Annotated in this window: 16 protein-coding genes; 10 read left to right on the top strand and 6 right to left on the bottom strand. The window is 68.7% G+C overall.

All coding sequences use genetic code 11. The features are described 5' to 3' along the window. Positions 1–8 precede the first annotated feature (8 nt). Positions 9–1,439 (bottom strand): sensor histidine kinase, encoded by a 1,431-nt coding sequence (locus C4F17_RS07520; RefSeq protein ID WP_081270912.1) that lies wholly within the window; start codon positions 1,437–1,439, stop codon positions 9–11. Further along, positions 1,436–2,116: a response regulator transcription factor gene (locus C4F17_RS07515; RefSeq protein WP_106934817.1), complete on the bottom strand. Its 681-nt coding sequence runs from the start codon at positions 2,114–2,116 to the stop codon at positions 1,436–1,438. The genes C4F17_RS07520 and C4F17_RS07515 overlap by 4 nt, the downstream gene beginning before the upstream one ends. Positions 2,117–2,247: 131 nt before the next feature. Between C4F17_RS07515 and C4F17_RS07510 the strand changes: the two genes are divergently transcribed. The 4 genes from C4F17_RS07510 to C4F17_RS07495 all read left to right on the top strand — a co-directional run bounded on the left by C4F17_RS07510 (position 2,248) and on the right by C4F17_RS07495 (position 5,862). Then, positions 2,248–3,207, top strand: a complete 960-nt coding sequence (locus C4F17_RS07510; RefSeq protein ID WP_081270910.1) for a Bug family tripartite tricarboxylate transporter substrate binding protein — start codon at positions 2,248–2,250, stop codon at positions 3,205–3,207. A gap of 139 nt (positions 3,208–3,346) precedes the next feature. After that, positions 3,347–3,883 carry a tripartite tricarboxylate transporter TctB family protein gene (locus C4F17_RS07505; RefSeq protein ID WP_081270909.1) on the top strand — a complete coding sequence of 179 codons (537 nt, stop codon included), beginning with the start codon at positions 3,347–3,349 and terminating at the stop codon, positions 3,881–3,883. 1 nt (position 3,884) lies between these two features. Beyond that, positions 3,885–5,408, top strand: a complete 1,524-nt coding sequence (locus tag C4F17_RS07500) for a tripartite tricarboxylate transporter permease (RefSeq protein WP_106934816.1) — start codon at positions 3,885–3,887, stop codon at positions 5,406–5,408. Positions 5,409–5,529: 121 nt separating this feature from the next. Next, positions 5,530–5,862: a DMT family transporter gene (locus tag C4F17_RS07495; protein WP_234382644.1), complete on the top strand. Its 333-nt coding sequence runs from the start codon at positions 5,530–5,532 to the stop codon at positions 5,860–5,862. Between the two features lie 4 nt (positions 5,863–5,866). Here C4F17_RS07495 and C4F17_RS07490 read toward each other — a convergent pair whose 3' ends face one another. From C4F17_RS07490 to C4F17_RS07475, 4 genes are read right to left on the bottom strand one after another with little or no spacing between them, the layout of a single operon-like run. Then, complete coding sequence (locus C4F17_RS07490; protein WP_106934814.1) at positions 5,867–8,977, bottom strand: efflux RND transporter permease subunit; 3,111 nt, start codon at positions 8,975–8,977, stop codon at positions 5,867–5,869. Between the two features lie 21 nt (positions 8,978–8,998). After that, positions 8,999–10,156 (bottom strand): efflux RND transporter periplasmic adaptor subunit, encoded by a 1,158-nt coding sequence (locus C4F17_RS07485; protein ID WP_106934813.1) that lies wholly within the window; start codon positions 10,154–10,156, stop codon positions 8,999–9,001. Then, a complete protein-coding gene (locus C4F17_RS07480) occupies positions 10,153–11,688 on the bottom strand; it encodes an efflux transporter outer membrane subunit (protein WP_106934812.1) in 1,536 nt (511 codons plus the stop codon). Before C4F17_RS07480 ends, C4F17_RS07485 begins: the two co-directional genes overlap by 4 nt. Continuing rightward, positions 11,685–12,380: a TetR/AcrR family transcriptional regulator gene (locus C4F17_RS07475; RefSeq protein WP_106937475.1), complete on the bottom strand. Its 696-nt coding sequence runs from the start codon at positions 12,378–12,380 to the stop codon at positions 11,685–11,687. The genes C4F17_RS07480 and C4F17_RS07475 overlap by 4 nt, the downstream gene beginning before the upstream one ends. Positions 12,381–12,524: 144 nt before the next feature. Between C4F17_RS07475 and C4F17_RS07470 the strand changes: the two genes are divergently transcribed. The 6 genes from C4F17_RS07470 to C4F17_RS07445 all read left to right on the top strand — a co-directional run bounded on the left by C4F17_RS07470 (position 12,525) and on the right by C4F17_RS07445 (position 18,866). Further along, complete coding sequence (locus C4F17_RS07470) at positions 12,525–14,048, top strand: sigma-54 interaction domain-containing protein (protein WP_081270935.1); 1,524 nt, start codon at positions 12,525–12,527, stop codon at positions 14,046–14,048. A gap of 52 nt (positions 14,049–14,100) precedes the next feature. After that, a complete protein-coding gene (locus C4F17_RS07465; protein WP_106934811.1) occupies positions 14,101–15,222 on the top strand; it encodes a DUF4272 domain-containing protein in 1,122 nt (373 codons plus the stop codon). Positions 15,223–15,269: 47 nt separating this feature from the next. Beyond that, positions 15,270–15,608 (top strand): hypothetical protein, encoded by a 339-nt coding sequence (locus C4F17_RS07460; RefSeq protein ID WP_106934810.1) that lies wholly within the window; start codon positions 15,270–15,272, stop codon positions 15,606–15,608. Beyond that, positions 15,605–15,880 carry a hypothetical protein gene (locus C4F17_RS07455; protein WP_106934809.1) on the top strand — a complete coding sequence of 92 codons (276 nt, stop codon included), beginning with the start codon at positions 15,605–15,607 and terminating at the stop codon, positions 15,878–15,880. Before C4F17_RS07460 ends, C4F17_RS07455 begins: the two co-directional genes overlap by 4 nt. A gap of 145 nt (positions 15,881–16,025) precedes the next feature. Continuing rightward, the gene (locus tag C4F17_RS07450) at positions 16,026–17,213 is read left to right on the top strand and encodes a substrate-binding domain-containing protein (protein ID WP_081270899.1); all 1,188 of its coding nucleotides are present in this window, start codon (positions 16,026–16,028) and stop codon (positions 17,211–17,213) included. A gap of 192 nt (positions 17,214–17,405) precedes the next feature. Then, a complete protein-coding gene (locus C4F17_RS07445; RefSeq protein WP_106934808.1) occupies positions 17,406–18,866 on the top strand; it encodes an extracellular catalytic domain type 2 short-chain-length polyhydroxyalkanoate depolymerase in 1,461 nt (486 codons plus the stop codon). Positions 18,867–18,891: the final 25 nt, after the last annotated feature.

Genomic DNA, 18,891 nt, shown 5'->3' with positions numbered 1-18,891 from the left:
AGTGAATATCAGGAATTGTGCCGCCACAGCGGCAGGTGCACGACCGCATCCAGCCCGACCACGCGTGCGGCGCCGTCCGACGTGGCGGGCGCGACACGGTTGTCGAGCGCGATGCGACCGTCCAGCGCCAGCACGATCTCGCGGCAGATCGCCAGCCCCAGCCCCGAGCCGCTCGACGCGCTGCCCGCCGAAAACGGAGCGAACAGCCGCTGGCGCAGCTCCGGCGAGATGCCCGGGCCTTCGTCGCGCACGGTGAGCACGGCCTCGTCGGCCTGCGCACGCACCGAGACCAGCAGCGCCGCGCCAGCCGGGCTCAGCTTGATGGCGTTGTGCAGCAGGTTGCGCGTGAGCTCCTGCAGCATCCACTGGTGGGCCCGCACCACCACCGGCGCGTCGATGGCCAGCTCGAAGTCGAGTGCCTTGTCGGCCACCAGCGGCGACAGGTCGAGCGCGATCTGCCGCACGATGGCGCCCAGGTCGAGCGCCACCGATTCCGGCTGCTGGCGCAATTGCTCGACCTTGGCGAGCGACAGCATCTGGTTGGCCAGCGTGGTGGCGCGCTCCACGGTCTGGCTGATTTCACCGAGCGCCTGCTCCGGTGCCACGTCGCCGCGCCGCGCCGATTGCACCTGCGCCTTGAGCACCGCCAGCGGCGTGCGCAACTGGTGCGCGCTGTCGCGCACGAAGCGCTTCTGATGGTCCAGCAGCCGCTGCAGGCGGCCCATGACTTCGGTGGTGGCGTCGATCAGCGGGCGCAGTTCGCGCGGGGCGTCGGGCGCGTCGATGGGCGAGAGGTCGTCGGCCGCGCGTTTCTCGATGGCTTCGCCCAGCTCGCGCACCGGGCGCGTGGCGCGTTGCACCACGAACAGCGTCGCCAGCGCGATCACGCCCATCAGCAGGAACTGCCGCCACAGCGTGTCGACCAGCAGCTTGCGCGCCAGCGTCTCGCGGATCTCCAGCGTCTCGGCCACCTGAACCACCGCCATGCCGCGGCCACGCGCGCTGGCCACCGGCTGCAGCAGCACCGCCACGCGCACCGGCTGGTTGCGGAACTGGGCGTCGTAGAAATCGACCAGCGCCGCGTAGGCGCTGCGGTCCGGAATGCGCCCGCGCCAGAACGGCAGCTCGGCAAAGCCCGAGATCATCTCGCCGTCGAGCGCCGACACGCGGTAGAAGAGCCGGCTGCGGTTGTCGGCCTCGAAGGCCTCGAGCGCGGAGTAGGGCACGATCGCGCGCAGCCGCGCCATCTGGTCGTAGCCTTCCACGTCGAGCTGCTCGCCGATGGTCTTGGCGGACGCCAGCAGCGTGCGGTCGTAGGCGGTGGTGGCGGCAGCCAGGCTCTGGCGGTACAGGCTCACGCTGTTGATCACGATGAACACGGCGATCGGCGCGAGGATGCCGAGCAGCAGCCGCGCGCGAAGCGAGGAAATGTGCCTCATGCTTCCGGTCGCAAGAGGTAGCCCAGCCCGCGCATCGTCATGAGCACGGCGCCGGTGCCCACCAGCTTCTTGCGCAGGCGGTAGACCACCACCTCGATGGCCTCGTACTGCACCTCGGTCTCGCCGGGGAACACCAGCTCGAACAGGCGCTCCTTGGTGACGGCGTGGCCCGGTTTCATCATCAGCGCCTTCAGCAGCGCCAGTTCGCGCGGGGTCAGTTCGAGCAGATCCGCGCGGTTGTAGATGGCGCCGTTCGCGGGCTCGAAGCGCAGCCCGCCGATCTGCTGGGGGTTCAGCCCCATGTCGGTCATCACGCCATGGCTGCGGCGGCGCAGCGCACGGATGCGCGCTTCCAGTTCGTCGAGGTCGAAGGGCTTGGGCAGGTAGTCGTCCGCGCCGGCATTCAGGCCCATGATGCGGTCGCCGACGGTGCCGCGCGCCGTCAGCAGCAGGACCGGCGTGCGCAGCCCCTCGGCCCGGGCCTGGGCCAGCACCTGCAGGCCGTCGAGGTTGGGCAGGCTCAGGTCGAGCGCCACCACGTCGGGCTCCAGGGCGCGCCACATGGCGACGGCCTCGGCGCCGTCGCCGCAGACGCGCACGTCGATCCGCTGGCGCCCGAGGGTGCGCTGCAGGGTGATTTGCATCGAGGGGTCGTCTTCGACCAGCAGCAGCTTCATACGGGCACGGATTGGTGGGAATTCGGTGTTTTCCCCAGTTTGTCGGACAGCCAACTGACAGCGGGGCGGCGCATGATACTCAGCTTCAAGTCAGCTTCCTTTCAAGTTACTTTCAGCACCAGGAGACAACAATGCGTCGCGACACCTTTCTGAAGTCATTGGCCGCGCTGGCCGCCGCCGGTGCCCTGCCACTGTCCGCCCGGGCCGCGGCCAACGTCAAGATGATGATCCCGGCCAACCCCGGCGGCGGCTGGGACACCACCGGCCGCGCCCTGGGCAAGGCGCTGACCGACGCCAAGGTGGCCGACACCGTCACCTATGACAACAAGGGCGGTGCCGCCGGCGCGCTGGGCCTGGCCCAGTTCGTGAACGGTTCCAAGGGCGACGCCAACGCGCTGATGGTCATGGGCTCGGTCATGCTGGGCGGCATCATCACCGGCAAGCCGCCGGTCAACCTGTCGCAGGCCACGCCCATCGCGCGCCTGACCACCGAATACAACGTGTTCGTGCTGCCGTCGAACTCGCCGTTCAAGACCATGAAGGACGTGGTCGAGCAGCTCAAGAAGGACCCGGGCAGCGTCAAGTGGGGCGGTGGTTCGCGCGGCTCCACCGAGCACATCGCCGCGGCCATGATCGCGCAGAAGGTCGGTGCCGACCCCTCGAAGATCAACTACGTGGCCTTCCGCGGAGGCGGCGAGGCCACCGCCGCCGTGCTGGGCGGCAACGTCACCATCGGCGGCAGCGGCTACAGCGAGTTCGCCGAATACATCGCGGCCGGCAAGATGAAGGCCATTGCCGTCACCTCGGCCCAGCGCCTGCCGGGCATCGACGTGCCCACGCTGAAGGAACAGGGCATCGACGTGGAAATCGGCAACTGGCGCGGCGTGTACGGCGCGCCCGGCATCTCCGCCGACCAGCGCAAGGCGCTGACCGACATGGTGCTGGCCGCCATGAAGAGCGCGTCCTGGGCCGAATCGCTCAAGAAGAACGACTGGACGCCCGCCGTGCTGTCGGGCGAAGCCTTCACGAAGTTCGTCGACGACGACTTCGCGAGCCTGCGCGCGATCATGACCAAGTCCGGCATGGTCTGACATCGGCTCGCCCCCAGGCTGCGCGCACTTCGTGTCGCTTCGCCTACCCCCTACCGGGGGCAACACCTGAGGCCCGGCTGAGCCGGTTCCTCGGTGTTCCTGAAGGGGGCTTTTCTTTCGCCCGATTCGGGAGCAAAAAATGACAACTCCAGACTCCTCGGCCCCGCCGCAATCCGCGGCCACGTGGCCGCAAACCCTGGTCGGCGCCGGCGTGCTGCTGACCGGCCTCGCGCTGGCGTTCGGCGCGATCGGCATTTCCTCCGAAGCCGGCTACGGCGGCGTCGGCCCCAACTTCCTGCCCTGGCTGGTGTCGGTGGTGCTGGTGCTGTGCGGCGCCTGGATCGTGTGGGAGGCGCGCACCGGCGGCTTCCGCGAACTCGACGCGCCCTCGGGTGCCGAGCACGCCTACTGGCCGGGCTTCATCTGGGTGTCGGCAGGGCTGCTGCTCAACGCCGCGCTCATCACCACGCTCGGCTTCATCATCAGCTGCACGCTGTGCTACGTGCTGGCGGTGCAGGGCCTGCGCCGCGCGAGCGGGCAGGGCGGCGTGAATTCGCCGCGCACCTGGGCGACCGACCTGCTGGCCGGCGTGCTCATCTCGGCGCCGGTGTTCTGGACCTTCACGCAATTCCTGGCCATCAACCTGCCCGGCCTCACTTCGACTGGCTGGCTCTGACATGGACATCTTCAACGCACTCATGGCGGGCTTCGCCGCGGCGATCACCCCCGTCAATCTGCTCTGGTGCCTGGTCGGCTGCGCCCTTGGCACGGCCGTGGGCGTGCTGCCCGGCATCGGCCCGGCGGTGGCTGTGGCCATGCTGCTGCCCATCACCGGCAAGGTCGACGTCACGGCCTCGATGATCTTCTTCTCGGGCATCTACTACGGCGCCATGTACGGCGGCTCGACCACGTCCATCCTGCTCAACACGCCCGGCGAAACCGCCAGCATGGTGACCGCGATGGAGGGCAACAAGATGGCCAAGAGCGGCAGGGCGGGCGCGGCGCTCGCCACCGCCGCCATCGGCTCCTTCGTGGCCGGCACCATCGCCACGGTGATCGTCACGCTGTTCGCGCCGTTCGTGGCCGAATTCGCGGTCAAGCTCGGCCCGCCCGAATACTTCATGCTGATGCTGCTGGCCTTCACCACGGTGAGCGCGGTGCTCGGCAAGAGCACGCTGCGCGGCATGACGGCGCTGTTCGTCGGCCTGGCCGCGGGCTGCGTCGGGCTCGACCAGATCTCGGGCCAGGGCCGCTACACCGGCGGCGTGCCCGAACTGCTCGACGGCATCGAGATCGTGCTGGTGGCCGTCGGCCTGTTCGCCGTGGCCGAGGTGCTCTACGCCGTGCTGTATGAAGGCAAGGTGGTCGAGGCCCAGAACAAGCTGAGCCGGGTGCACATGAGCAAGCGCGACTGGAAGCGCTCGATTCCCGCGTGGCTGCGCGGCACCGCCATCGGCACGCCTTTCGGCTGCATTCCCGCCGGCGGCACCGAGATTCCGACCTTCCTGAGCTACGCGACCGAAAAGAAGCTGGCCAAGGACGCGGACGCCAAGGCCGAGTTCGGCACCAAGGGCGCCATCGAAGGCGTGGCCGGCCCCGAGGCCGCCAACAACGCCACGGTGACCGCCGCGCTGATTCCGCTGCTCACGCTGGGCATTCCCACCTCCAACACCACCGCCATCCTGCTGGGCGCGTTCCAGAACTACGGCATCCAGCCGGGCCCGCAGCTGTTCACCACCTCGGCCGCGCTGGTGTGGGCGCTGATCGCGTCGCTGTACATCGGCAACGTGATGCTGCTGGTGCTGAACCTGCCGATGGTCGGCCTGTGGGTCAAGCTGCTGAAGATTCCGAAGCCCCAGCTCTACGCCGGCATCCTGATCTTCGCCACCGTGGGTGCCTACGGCATGCGCCAGAGCGCGTTCGACCTGTTCCTGCTCTACGGCATCGGCCTCTTGGGCGTGCTGATGCGGCGCTTCGACTTCCCGACCGCGCCGGTGGTGGTCGGCATGATCCTCGGCCCGCTTGCCGAAGCGCAGCTGCGCAACGCGATGTCGATGGGCGAGGGCAGCGCGATGGTGTTCCTGCAGCGTCCGATGTCGCTGACGCTGATCGTCATCGTGCTGGCCGTGCTGGTGCTGCCGCGGCTTGCCAAGCGCATGAGCGAACGCAAGCTGAAGCGGCTGGCGCAGTTGGACGCCTGACGCTCTTCGTGTCATGACTGCGAAACCGGATGCCGCGAGCATCCGGTTTTCGTTTTTGGGTACCGCTTTCCCTGCGCGCACTCCGAGCCCGGTACGGCTCGGGGTTGCCGTGAGGTATTCCGTGAGTCCCCAAACCCTTGCCTGGCTCCTGCTGGCCGCCAGCGTGGCTGCAGAAGTCGCCGGCACCGTCGCCCTGCGTCATGCCGAGGGCTTTACCCGCCTTGTTCCGTCCGTCGTGACCGGTGCCTGCTATGCCGCCGCGATCTGGCTCATGTCGCTCGCGGTGCGCGAGCTTGGCGTGGGGCTCGCTTATGCGGTCTGGGCCGGTAGCGGCACCGCGCTGATCGCCGTGCTCGGCATGCTGTGGTTCGGCGAGCCCGTCACGCTGCCCCGAATCGCCGGACTGGCGGCGATCGTCGCGGGCGTGATCGTGCTCAACATGGATGCACGCTAGCGGCTCAGCGCTGGGGCGCTTCCACCAGATCGTCGTCGATATGCGGATCCGCCGGCTGCCCGCGCAGCTTGCGCACCGTGCGGCGGATCCAGTGCTCGATGTCGTCCACGTAGGTGAACACCGCCGGCACCACCAGCAGGCTCAGCACGGTCGAGGTGATCAGCCCGCCGATCACCGCCATCGCCATCGGCGAGCGGAAGCTCGAGTCCGCCGCGCCGAAGCCGACCGCGATCGGCAGCATGCCGGCGCCCATGGCGAGCGTGGTCATGATGATGGGCCGCGCGCGCTTGTGGCAGGCGTCGCGCAGCGCGTCCCAGCGGCTCATGCCGTGGTCGCGGCGCGCCACGATGGCGTATTCGACCAGCAGGATCGAGTTCTTGGTCGCGATGCCCATCAGCATGATGAGACCGATCAGCGAAGGCATCGACAGCGCCTTCTGCCCGATCAGCAGCCCCACGAAGGCCCCGCCCAGCGCCAGCGGCAGCGCGCACAGGATGGTCACCGGGTGCAGGAAGTCCTTGAACAGCAGCACCAGCACGATGTAGATGCACAGCACGCCCGTCAGCATCGCCAGGCCGAAGCTCGCGAACAGCTCGGTCATGACCTCGGCGTCGCCGACCTCGGCGATGCGCACGCCCGGCGGCAGCTTCTGGATCGACGGCAGCTTCTGCACCGCGGCCTTCGCGTCGCCCAGGCCCACGCCCGACAGTTCGATCTCGAAGTTCACGTTGCGCGAGCGGTCGTAGCGGTCGATGACGGCCGGGCCGCCTTCCATGGTGAGCGAGGCCACCTGGTTGAGCATGACCGGGCCGCGCGTGCCGGGCACCGAGAGGCGGCCGAGCAGGTCGATGTCCTGCCGCGCGGAGTCTTCCAGCTTCACCACGATCGGCACCTGCCGCTGCGCGAGGTTGAGCTTGGCGAGCGACTGGTCGTAGTCGCCCAGCGTGGCCACGCGCAGGGTCTCGGCGATGGCGGAACTGGTCACGCCCAGGTCGGCGGCGCGCGCGAAGTCGGGGCGCACCGCGATCTCGGGGCGCACCAGGCTCGCGGTGGAGGTGATGTTGCCCAGGCCGGGAACGGTGCGCAGGTCTTTCTCGACCGCGCTCGCCGCGCTGGCCAGGGCCACCGGGTCTTCGCCGGTCAGCGCCAGGATGTATTTCTCGCCCGAGCCGCCCAGGCCCACCGTGCTGCGCACGCCGGGCAGCGTTTCGAGCGCGGTGCGGATCTGGTTCTCGATGACCTGCTTGCGCGGCCGGTCGCCGCGCGGGTCGAGCTTGATGGTGAGCGTGGCCTTGCGCGTCTCGGGCGTGCCGAAGCTGGCGAACGGGTCGCCGCCCGCGCTGCCGCCGGCCACCGTGGTGTAGACGCTCTTCACGTGCGCGATCTGCATCACGCGGCGGCGGGTTTCCTCCGCCGCGGCGGTGGTCTGCGCCAGCGTGGAGCCCGGCGCGAGCGACAGGTACACCTGCGTCTGCGAGTTGTCGTCCGGCGGAATGAAGCCGGTCTTCAGCAGCGGGATCATCGCCAGCGAACCGAAGAAGAAGAGGGTGGCCAGCACCATCGTCTTGAAGCGGTTGTGGGTGCTCCACTCCACGGCGCGCATGTACCAGCGCAGCCAGCCCGGTTCCTTCTCGGCCGTGACCACGGGCTTGAGCATGTAGGCCGCCATCATCGGCGTGAGCACCCGCGCCACGACCAGCGAGGCGAACACCGCGAGCGCCGCGGTCCAGCCGAACTGCTTGAAGAACTTGCCCGCAACACCGCTCATGAAGGCCGTGGGCAGGAACACCGCGATCAGCGTGAAGGTGGTGGCGATCACCGCCAGGCCGATCTCGTCGGCCGCCTCCATGGCCGCCTGGTAGGGCGTCTTGCCCATGCGCAGGTGGCGCACGATGTTCTCGACTTCCACGATGGCGTCGTCCACCAATATGCCCACCACCAGCGACAGCGCCAGCAGCGAGATCACGTTGACCGAGAAGCCCAGCAGGTGCATGCCGATGAACGCCGGGATCACCGACATCGGCAGCGCCACAGCTGACACGAAAGTGGCGCGCCAGTCGCGCAGGAACAGCCACACCACGACCACCGCCAGGATGGCGCCTTCGTACAGCAGGTGCAGCGAACCGTTGTATTCCTCTTCCACCGGGTCGACGAAGTTGAAGGCCTCGGTCAGCTCGATGTCGGGGCGCTGCGCGCGCATGTCGGCCAGCGCCTTCTGCACCGCGCGGCCCACTTCCACTTCACTGGCACCGCGGCTGCGGGCCACTTCGAAGCCCACCACCGGCTTGCCGTTGAGCAGCGCGGCCGCGCGCGGCTCGGCGATGGTGTCGCTGATGCGCGCCACCTGGTCGAGCCGGATGCGGCGGCCGTCGGTCAGCACAATCTGCATGTCGGCGAGCTGGTCGGCCGACTTCACCGTGGCCAGGGTGCGCACCGGCTGTTCGCTGCCGCCCAGGTCGAAGCGGCCGCCCGCGCTCTCGGTCTGCACCTGGCGCAGCTGGCGCGAGATGTCGCCCGCCGAGGCGCCGAGCGCCTGCAGCTTGACCGGGTCGAGGTCCACGTGCACCTGGCGCGTGGCGCCGCCCACGCGGTTCACCGCGCCCACGCCCGGCAGCGCCAGCAGACGCTTGGTGACGTCGTTGTCCACGTACCAGCTCAGCGCCTCGTTGTCCATTTGCGAGGACGCAATGGTGAAGGCCAGCACCGGCTGGCCCGCCAGGTCGAGCTTGGTGACGACCGGGTCGCGCACGTCGGCGGGCAGGTCCGCGCGCACGCGCTGCACGGCGGAGCGCACGTCGTCCACGGCTTCCTGCACGGGCTTTTCGAGGCGGAACTCGACGATCAGCGTGGCGGCGCCGTCCTGCACCTTGGTGGTGATGTGCTTCAGGCCCTGCACCGTGGCGATGGAGTTCTCGAGCTTGCGCGCGACGTCGGTTTCCAGCTGCGAAGGCGCGGCGCCGGGCAGCGAGGCCGAGACCGTCACGGTCGGCAGGTCGATGTCCGGGAAGTTCTGCACCTTCATCGCGTTGAACGACAGCAACCCACCGAAGGTGAGCAGCACGAACAGCATCACCGCCGGAATCGGGTTGCGTATGGACCAGGCGGAAACATTCATGGGCGAGTCCTTTGTTTCTGCTTACTTGGCTGCGGCGGGGGCGGCTGCGGCAGGGGCGGCTGGCGCGGGCGCGTCGACCACGCGCACCAGGTCGCCGTCGTTGAGGAAGCCGGCGCCTTGCACCACCACCTTCGCGCCTTCGGGCAGTGCGCTGGTGATCTCGATGCGGTCGTTCAGGCGGCGGCCGATCTGCACCTTCTGCTGTGCCACGTGGTTGTCGGGCTTGAGAAGGAAGACGTTGTTGAAGCCGTCGCGCGGCACGATGGCGCTCTGCGGCACCGTGGGCGCCGAGCTGCGGCCGAGTTCGAAGTCGCCGCGCGCGAACATGCCGGCCTTGATGCCGGTGTTCTGCTGCACATTGGGCAGGTCGACGTACACCAGCGCCGCGCGCGTCTGCGGATCGACCGTGGGCGCGATGCTGCGCACCTTGCCTCGCACCTGCGCGCCGCTGGCGCTGACCACGAAGGCGGTGGTGCCCACCGAGATGCGGCTCAGCTCGGCCGAGGTGACTTCGGCGCGCCATTCGAGCCGGCCCTGGCGGATCAGCTTGAAGAGCTCGGTGCCGGCCGCCACCACGCTGCCGACCGTGGCAGTGCGCGACGAGATCACGCCGTCGTCGGGCGCCAGTACCTGCGTGTTGCGCCCGCGCACTTCCTGCGCGGCCAGCACGGCTTCGGCCGCTTCGACCCGCGCCTTGGCCGTCTGCTCGGTGGTCTGGTATTGGTTGATCTGCTGCTGGCTCAGCGCGCCGGTGGCCTGCAGCGTGCGGGCGCGGGCTGCGTTGCCGGCGGCGTCGGCGGCGGTGGCGCGGGCTTCGGCCAGCGAGGCGCGCGACTGCGCGATGTCGGCGCGCACCGTCTCGGGCGAGAACACGGCCAGCACCTGGCCCTTCTTGACCACGTCGCCCACGTTCACCCGCACCTCGGCGAGCTTGAGCCCGTTCGACTCGGAGCCGACCACGGCCTCCTGCCAGGCCGCCACGTTGCCGTTGGCCGGAAGCGTGAGCGTGAGTTCGGTGGCCTCGGGCGCGGCGACGGTGACGGTCAGCGCGGGCTTGGGCGCGGGGCCGGCGGCCGCGGCCTTGTCGGCCGGCTTGCGCGTCATGAACACGGCCGCCGCGATGACGACGGCCAGCACGATCAGCACGGTGACGAGGGTGGAACGCTTCATTGTTTTCATGGCGACGTCGCGACCTTGGCGGCCGGGGTGGTGTTCATTGAGGATGTTTCGGACGACTCGGAAGGCTGACCGGGCCGGCTCCAGCCGCCGCCCATCGAGCGGTACAGCGCGACCCAGGCTTCGGTGCGCTCGCGCTGCAGCGACACGCGCGCGGTCTGCGCCGCGAACAGCGTGCGGCGCGAGTCTTCCAGTTCGAACAGGCTGGCCAGGCCGCTGCTGTAGCGCGCCTGGGTGGCGTCGAAGGAGGCCTGGTAGTTCTTCACCGCGGTGTCGGCGTCAGTCGCGCGGCCGTTGGTGGCGTCGAGGTTGACCAGCGCTTCCTCCACCTCGCGCACGGCCTGCCGCACGTTGGCGCGGTAGATCGACACCGCCTCGGCGTAGCGCGCCTTGGCCGCGTCGGCATTGGCCTTGCGCGAGCCGCCGTCCAGCAGCGGCACGCTCAGCGACACGGGGCCCACGGTCCAGTTCTCGAGCGACTGCTGCAGGCCGCCGACGCGGTACTGCGTGCGCCCGATGGAGCCCGAGATGCTGAGCTTGGGATAGCGCTCGGCCTCGGCCGAGCCGACGTCGGCGCTGGCCGATGCCACGCCGAGTTCCGCCGAATACACATCGGGCCGCTGCGAAATGGCTTGCGCCGGCACGCTGGCGATGCTGCCCACCTCGGGCAGCGCGCGCTGCGCGGGGGCGGCCGCGAGCTTCTGCTCGAGCGTGCCCTCGTCGATGCCGCTGAGCGCGACCAGCGCCTTGCGCTGCACCGCGCACTGGGCGCGCTGCTGGGTCAGGCGGCCGGAGGCGTCGGCCGCGCTGGCGCGGGCCAGTGCGGCGTCGGCGGGCGCGGTGAAGCCGGCGCGCATCGACAGGTCGGTCAGGCGCGCGGTCTCGGCGCGCGAGCGGGTGTCGGACTCGGCCACGCGCAGTTGCTGCTGGCAGGCCCGCTCTGCAAAGTAGGCGTTGGCGGTTTCGGCCGCCACCGACACCCGGGCGTCATGCCACTTGGCGTCGGCGCTGCCCAGCTTGGCCTGGGCGGCGTCGCGGTCGGCGCGCAGGCGGCCGAACAGGTCGACCTCCCACTTCGACTGCAGGCCGGCCTGCAGAGTGGTGATGGGTGTGGTGGCCCCGAGGCTGCTGCTGCTGCCACTGCCAGCGCTGGAGGCCGATCCGCCCGAAGGCGCGCCGGATGCGAAGCCCGAGGTGCCCCGGCTCGCCGATGCCGTGCCGTCCAGGCTCGGCAGCAGCGCAGCGCCGGTCTGCACCCGCGTGAAGCGGGCCTCCGCCACGCGCGCCGCGGCGCTCGCGACGTTGGGGCTGGCGGCCTCGGCGGCGGCGATCAGCTCGACCAGCAGCGGATCGTCGAGCTGGCGCCACCAGTCGGCCAGCGAGGCGAGCGAGCCGCCGTGGGGCAGGGGAGCGCGCCATTGCGCGGGCGTTGGCGCCTCGACCTGCGCCGGCGGGCGGGTCAGCCCGCAGCCCGACAGGCCGAGGCCGAAGCCCAGCGGCAGGCACAGGGAGGCGATCAGTCGGAGTTTTCTCATTGGGTTGGCTTTCTGTCGGCGCGGCGGCGTGCCGCCTCGGCCGCGACCAGCGCCATTGCGTAGCCGGTCAGGCGGTCGGCCCAGGTGTCGATGCCGCGCGGCGTGCGCAGCAGCGACGGACGGATGGCCTCGATGAAGTCCTGGCTCACGTAGAGCTGCATCGACAGCCCGGTGATAGCGAAGGTGAGGCGGTGGATGTCGTCGTCGGGCCGCGCCACGCCCAGGTGGCGGCAAAGCAGCTCGGCGATGGCGCGGTGCGGGCCCTTGATGTCGTGCTCGAGCTCCTTGGCCCATCGGCTGGTGCGCTCGAGCATCTCGCGCATGTGCAGCTGGATGCATTGGCGCACGATCTCGCCCTGCTTGAGCGGATCGATCATCGACACCATGCAGATGCGCAGCGTTTCCTCCAGAGGGCGCCCCGGCACCTTGCAGGCCGCCACGAGGTCGCTGGAGTCGCCGCCCATCGGCTCGTTGAAGGTGGCCGCGTAGAGGCCTTCCTTGTCGCCGAAGTAGTAGCTGATGGCCGAGATGTTGGCGCCTGCCTCCTTGGCGATCTCGCGCGTGGAGGTCTTGGCGAAGCCCTTCTGCGCGAACAGCCGCAGCGCCGTGTGAAGCAGACGGTGGCGTGCCTCCGCGCCGTCGCTGCGCGGTGCGCGGCGCGCGGCCTGGGTGGTGGTGGCTTTCGCGTTCATGCCCGGCATTACACCACGCAAAAAATCAAACGATTGATTAACTTAAGGTTTCATGAAGAGCCTGGGTTGCACGCGAACACGAGTACCTGCTGAAGGGAAGCGGCGCCCGATCTGCTGCCGATCGAGGCACGCTACGATGCCGCCATGCCAGTTTCTCCTTCTCTGCCGCCCGCCCTGCCGCTCGACGCCCAGGGAATTCTTGCGCTGGCCGCGCGCTCGATGTTTCATTTGTTTTCAAGCATCAGCCAGGGCATGTTCCTGGTCGACCGCGGCGGGCGCATCGTGTGGGTGAACGAGGGCTACCGGCGCTTCCTGCCGGCGCTGGGTTTCTCGTCCATCGACCAGTTCATGGGGCACATGGTGGAAGATGTGATCCCGAACACGCAGATGCGCCGCGTGCTTGAAACAGGCGAGCCGATACTGATCGACCTGCTCACCAACAAGGCAGGCACCTTCGTGGTCAGCCGCATTCCGCTGCGCGAGGAACGCGAGGGCGCGGACGGCGGCATGGGCGAGGTGATCGGCGCCATCGGCATCGTGCTGTTCGACCAGCCGGAGACCACGCTGCAGCCGCTCATCAGCAAGTTCGCGCTGCTGCAGCGCGACCTCGACGACGCGCGGCGCGAACTGGCCAGCCAGCGCAACAACCCGCTCTACCACCATGCGGACGGCCAGCGGCGCTCCAAGTACACCTTTGCCAGCTTCATCGGCAGCAGCCCGGCGGCGGTGGAGGTCAAGCGCCATGCGCGCCGCGCCGCGCAGTCGGCCAGCCCGGTGCTGCTGCTGGGCGAAACCGGCACCGGCAAGGAGCTGCTGGCGCATGCCATCCATGCGTCGTCCGCGCGTGCCAAGGGGCAGTTCGTCAGCGTCAACATCGCGGCCGTGCCCGACACCCTGCTCGAAGCCGAGTTCTTCGGCTTCGCGCCCGGCGCCTTCACCGGCGCCGACCGCAAGGGCCGCGAGGGCAAGTTCAAGCTGGCCGACGGCGGCAGCCTCTTCCTCGACGAAATAGGCGACATGCCGCTGGGCCTGCAGGCCAAGCTGCTGCGCGCGCTGCAGGAAGGCGAGATCGAGCCGCTGGGTTCCAACAAGCTCGTGCCCTTCGACGCCCGCGTGATCGCCGCCACCTCGCGCGACCTGCCGGAGCTGGTGCGCCGCGGCCAGTTCCGCGAAGACCTGTACTACCGCCTCAACGTGCTGCCGCTGCGCGTGCCGCCACTGCGAGAGCGGCGCGCCGACATTCCCGCGCTGGTCGAGGCGCTGGGCGAGGACATGGCGCTGCGCAGCGGCGAGGCGCCGCCCGAACTCACGCCCGACGCGCTCGCGCTGCTGGCCGGCCAGCACTGGCGCGGCAACATCCGCGAGCTGCGCAACGTGCTGGAGCAGGTGACGATGCGCAGCGACTCGCAGCGCATCGACGCTGTGCAGCTCGAACGCATCCTGCGCGAGGCGGGGCTGGAGCAGATCGAGCTGCCGGCCACCCTGCAGAGCGCGCACGACGGCGATGAAGAAGCGGCACTGCTGCGGCCGCTGGCGCAGCAGGTGGCCGAGCTGGAGCGCAAAGCGATTGCGGCCGCGCTGGCATCCACCGGCGGCAACAAGCTGGCAACGGCGCGGCTGCTCGGGATTTCGCGCGCCACGCTGTATGAGCGCATGACGAACCAGTAAGTAGCGGCCGCCGACGGCGGCCGGATTTCGATCGACAAGGGAGAGGATTTCCATGAAGGGTCTGTTGACACGACTGAAGGCGCTGGCCGGCTCGGGCGCTGCACCGGCCGCATCCACTGCATCGACTGACGCAGGGGGGCGCGAAGGCGTGCTAATCAATGCCTACTGCACGCGCGCCGACGTGCCCGCGCTCGGCTTTCCGCACACGCTGCATGCCCGCCGCGATCTTTCCGATCCGGAACTCGCGGCCCATCTTTCGGGCTTCGTGGGCTATGTGCTGAGCAGGGGCAACGGCGAGATGTCGCGCAACCGCTATCACGCGATGCGGCACATCCAGCGGGTACGCCAGCACCTGAGTCTCTCCATCGACGAGTCGCAGCTCGACGCGTTTTCCGAGTGGGCGGAGCGTGCGAACGCCATCGTGTTCCTGCCCGATGGCGGCATCCGCGACCCCAACGGGCGGGTGTTGCTGTCGGCGGCGGGCGAGGAGCCCGACCGGGAAGCCGCGGTTCCCTATCCCGCCGAGGCGTGGCAGCGCAAGGCGCGCACCGAGGCGCTGCTCGCGTCGCGCGGCATGCCGGTGCCGCAGCACCTGCCGCCTCTTGTTTCGGAGCCCGAGTTGCGCCCGCGCACGCCGCGGGAGCTGGCGGGCAGGGCGTTCGCGCTGCTGGCCGTATCGGCCCGCGCCGAGTCGGTCGCGAGCGGCGAGCCGCTGCCTGTGGCCGACTTGTTCGCGCGGCTGCCGTCCGCGCAGGCGAACCTGTCGCCCGACGAGCAGGCCTTCATTGCCGATGAGGCTCCAGGCGAGTCCGCGGTGGCGCAGTTCGGCTGGCGCTTCGAGTGCCTCTTCGTGCTTGAATGGGCCTTGGGCCTGGTCGATGCGCTGCCGTTTCCCGGGGCCATCTGCGACGTGCCGCTGGCCACGCGCCTGATGCTGGATGCCGGCGACGTCGACGGCGTGATGCGGGCTGCCAAGGTGCGCACGGACAGCGAACTGCTCGATGCGCTGGATCTGCACTACCGGCTGCACTGGCTCGTGCGCCAGGCGCGCCTGAAGGAAGAGGCGGCTCCTGCGGGCGTCGACCCCGGTGTCGTGCTGGAGCGGCATCGCGCGCTGAACTGGCTGGTGCGCTTCGAAGACCACGACTGGGACGACGTCGACACGCCCACATGACGCCCGACAATTGCGCTTCCTCCTGCCATCCTCCTGTTCCTGCATTCATGAAGACATCGATCCGCTCCCTTGTGCTCGTTGCGGCATGCGCCGCCGCCAGCTTTGCCAGCGCGGCGCCCGCGCCCCAGTGTGCGAGCGAAGCCGTGTCCCGCGCCAGGAAGCTGCTGACCTTCCACTTCGGCGAGGACGACCGCATCCAGATCGACCCCGCCGTGAAGGAAGTGGCGCCCATCCGCAACCCCGCCAACAAAAAGCAGCAGTTCAAGGTGCTGGAGGTGTGGGGCTCGATCTACAAGGGCAGCTACCGCATGCGGCTCATCTACTACGTGTCGGGCAAGGACTGCAACTTGATGGGACAGGAAATCCTGGAGTACGCAAGCCTGTGAGCGTCCAGGCCCTGCGTTCCACCTTCGGCCCCAATTGCCATTGGTGCGGCCTCGCGATGGACTTCAGCGAGCCCTTCGGCCGGCCCGAGTCCGCCACCATCGAACACCTTGTCGACTCGACCTTCGGCGGCATGCGTTCGCCAAAGCACCGGCGGCTCGCGCATGCGGCCTGCAACCATGCGCGCAACGAGTTCCGCATGCAGGCGGAGCGGCAGTTCAGGCAGTGGATCGCCGAGCGCCAGGCCTCCGCGAAAACCCTGAACGAAAAATAGACAGTTGGCTGAAAATCGAACACGCGCAATGTTCTGAATTCAGTCGAACGACGCTGCTTCCGAATGAAGAAGCGTTAGTTATCAATGGCTTAGGCAGGTGGCACGAACTGTGCAATATTCAGTCACCTTTTCCAGGAGACAAAGAATGAACCGTCGCCACCTCGTCGCCCTTGCCGCGCTCGCCACCTGCGCAGTTGCCGCTCCCGCCTGGGCCCAGTCCAACGAAATCCGCATCGCCCACATCTACAGCAAGACGGGCGCGCTGGAAGCCTACGGCAAGCAGACGCAGACCGGCCTGATGATGGGCCTGAACTACGCCACCGAAGGCACGATGATGGTCAACGGCAAGAAGATCGTCGTCATCGAGAAGGACGACCAGGGCAAGCCCGACCTCGGCAAGTCGCTGCTGGCGGCCGCCTACTCGGACGACAAGGCCGCGCTGGCCATCGGCCCGACCGCCTCGGGCGTGGCGCTGGCCATGCTGCCGGTGGCTGAGGAATACAAGAAGATCCTGCTGGTCGAGCCCGCCGTGGCCGACTCGATCACCGGCGACAAGTGGAACAAGTACATCTTCCGCACCGGCCGCAATTCGAGCCAGGACGCGATCTCCAATGCCGTGGCGGTCGACAAGCCCGGCGTGACCGTGGCCACGCTGGCACAGGACAACGCGTTCGGCCGCGACGGCGTGAAGGCCTTCGGCTCCGCGCTCAAGAAGGCCAAGCTGGTCCATGAAGAGTACCTGCCGCCCGCCACCACCGACTTCACCGCCGGCGCGCAGCGCCTGATCGACAAGCTGAAGGACCAGCCGGGCCGCAAGATCATCTGGATCGTCTGGGCCGGCGCGGGCAACCCGTTCAAGATCGTCGACCTCGACCTGAAGCGCTACGGCATCGAGATCGCCACCGGCGGCAACATCCTGCCGGCCATGGCCGCCTACAAGGCACTGCCGGGCATGGAAGGCGCGGCGTACTACTACTTCGGCATCCCGAAGAACCCGGTGAACGACGCGATGGTGTCGGCCCACTACAAGGAATTCAAGACACCGCCGGACTTCTTCACGGCCGGCGGCTTCTCGGCCGCGATGGCGGTGGTGACGGCGCTCAAGAAGACGGGCGGCGACACCAACACCAACAAGCTCATCAGCACCATGGAAGGCATGAGCTTCGACACGCCCAAGGGCAAGATGACTTTCCGCAAGGAAGACCATCAGGCGATGCAGTCGATGTACCACTTCAAGATCAAGGTCGACCCGGCGTTCGCCTGGGGCGTGCCGGAGCTGGTGCACGAGATCAAGCCGGAAGAGATGGACATTCCCATCAAGAACAAGCGCTGACCACGGCGCCGATCGTTACCTGAACCCCGCGGCGCAAGAAAGGCGCCGCTCCCTTTTCGCCCCGGATGGCCGCCGGGCGAAGCGGTAGCCTGCGCCCGTTTTTCCTGACGGGGCGAGTGCCCGCGCGATCCACGGCCGATTCGATTCTTGAGCAAGCAAGCGTTCGACAAACCACAACAGAAGGAGACAGCGATGCCAGCGATGCGATTGAACTGGAAGGGACTTGCCGCCGCTGCGGCGATGGCGGTGGCGGCGCAGGCCGCGATGGCGGCGGTGCCGCTGCCGTCGCTCGGCGCCAACCCGGCGGAGGTGAGCGTGTCCGGCCTGTCGGCCGGCGGTTTCGCGGCGGTGCAGTTGCACGTGGCCTATTCGGCCACCTTCAAGCGCGGCGCCGGCGTGGTGGCCGGCGGGCCGTTCTATTGCGCCGAGGGTTCGGTGCTCAACGCCACCGGCCGGTGCATGACGCACGGCAGCAGCATCCCGGTGTCGTCGCTCGTGAGCACCACCAACAGCTGGGCCGCCAGCGGCGCGATCGACCCGGTGTCCAACCTGAGCGCCTCCAAGGTGTACATGTTCTCGGGCACCTCCGACAACACCGTCAAGCAGGCGGTGATGGACGACCTGAAGACCTACTACCAGAGCTTCGTGCCGGCGGCCAACATCGTCTACAAGAACAACATCGGCGCCGGCCACGCGATGGTCACCGACGACTACGGCGGCGCCTGCAGCACCACCGCGGCGCCGTACATCAACAACTGCGGCTTCGACCTGGCGGGCGAGATCCTCACGCAGATCTACGGCCCGCTGAATCCGCGCAACAACGGCACGCTGGGCGGCACCTTCACCGAGTTCAACCAGTCGGAATTCGTCACTGGCCACGGCATGGCCGCGACCGGCTGGATCTACGTGCCGCAGGCCTGCACCACCACCTCGTGCCGCGTGCACCTGGTGCTGCACGGCTGCAAGCAGAACTACTCGGACGTGAGCGACCAGTACGTGCGCAAGACCGGCTACAACCGCTGGGCCGACACCAACAACATCGTGCTGATCTATCCGCAGACCAGCACCGCGGCCACCAACAGCTGCTGGGACTGGTGGGGCTACGACAGCGCCAACTATGCGAAGAAGTCGGGCCCGCAGATGGCGGCGTTCAAGGCCATGATCGACCGCGTGACCAGCGTCGGCGGCGGCGGCAGCGGCCTGCCCGCGCCCACCGGCGTGGGTACCTCGGGCGCGACCAGCACCAGCATGGTGATCGGCTGGAACGCCGTGAGCGGCGCCAGCGGCTACAACGTGTACCGCGGCGGCAGCAAGGTCAACGCCTCGCCGGTCACCGCCACCAGCTACACCGACAGCGGCCTGGCCGCGTCGACCAGCTACAGCTGGACCGTGGCCGCGCTGAACGCGAGCAACGCCGAAGGCGCCATGTCGACGGCGGCCACCGGCGCCACCACGGCGGGCAGCGGCGGCGGCGGCACCGGCACCTGCTACACCGCGAGCAACTACACCCATACCATCGCCGGACGCGCCTATGCCCTGTACGGGCTGACCTATGCCTACGGCTCGAACCAGTCCATGGGGCTGTGGAACATCTACGCGACCACCACGCTGAAGCAGACCGGCCCCAACTACTACGTGATCGGCAGCTGCTGAGGCCGCCGTGCAATCTTTCGACTCC

Source organism: Variovorax sp. PMC12 (assembly GCF_003019815.1).
In the GTDB taxonomy this organism is placed as follows: Bacteria; Pseudomonadota; Gammaproteobacteria; order Burkholderiales; family Burkholderiaceae_C; genus Variovorax.
The sequence above is the reverse complement of the archived record's forward strand: the minus strand, read 5'-3'. Positions and strand labels throughout refer to the sequence as shown.

Coding starts and splice junctions, on each gene's coding strand:
- C4F17_RS07515 (WP_106934817.1), bottom strand. CDS start 2,116: ATGAAGCTGCTGCTGGTCGAAGACGACCCCTCGATGCAAATCACCCTG.
- C4F17_RS07490 (WP_106934814.1), bottom strand. CDS start 8,977: ATGAATGTTTCCGCCTGGTCCATACGCAACCCGATTCCGGCGGTGATG.
- C4F17_RS07470 (WP_081270935.1), top strand. CDS start 12,525: ATGCCAGTTTCTCCTTCTCTGCCGCCCGCCCTGCCGCTCGACGCCCAG.
- C4F17_RS07445 (WP_106934808.1), top strand. CDS start 17,406: ATGCCAGCGATGCGATTGAACTGGAAGGGACTTGCCGCCGCTGCGGCG.
- C4F17_RS07450 (WP_081270899.1), top strand. CDS start 16,026: ATGAACCGTCGCCACCTCGTCGCCCTTGCCGCGCTCGCCACCTGCGCA.
- C4F17_RS07465 (WP_106934811.1), top strand. CDS start 14,101: ATGAAGGGTCTGTTGACACGACTGAAGGCGCTGGCCGGCTCGGGCGCT.
- C4F17_RS07485 (WP_106934813.1), bottom strand. CDS start 10,156: ATGAAAACAATGAAGCGTTCCACCCTCGTCACCGTGCTGATCGTGCTG.
- C4F17_RS07480 (WP_106934812.1), bottom strand. CDS start 11,688: ATGAGAAAACTCCGACTGATCGCCTCCCTGTGCCTGCCGCTGGGCTTC.
- C4F17_RS07475 (WP_106937475.1), bottom strand. CDS start 12,380: ATGAACGCGAAAGCCACCACCACCCAGGCCGCGCGCCGCGCACCGCGC.
- C4F17_RS07460 (WP_106934810.1), top strand. CDS start 15,270: ATGAAGACATCGATCCGCTCCCTTGTGCTCGTTGCGGCATGCGCCGCC.
- C4F17_RS07505 (WP_081270909.1), top strand. CDS start 3,347: ATGACAACTCCAGACTCCTCGGCCCCGCCGCAATCCGCGGCCACGTGG.
- C4F17_RS07500 (WP_106934816.1), top strand. CDS start 3,885: ATGGACATCTTCAACGCACTCATGGCGGGCTTCGCCGCGGCGATCACC.
- C4F17_RS07520 (WP_081270912.1), bottom strand. CDS start 1,439: ATGAGGCACATTTCCTCGCTTCGCGCGCGGCTGCTGCTCGGCATCCTC.
- C4F17_RS07510 (WP_081270910.1), top strand. CDS start 2,248: ATGCGTCGCGACACCTTTCTGAAGTCATTGGCCGCGCTGGCCGCCGCC.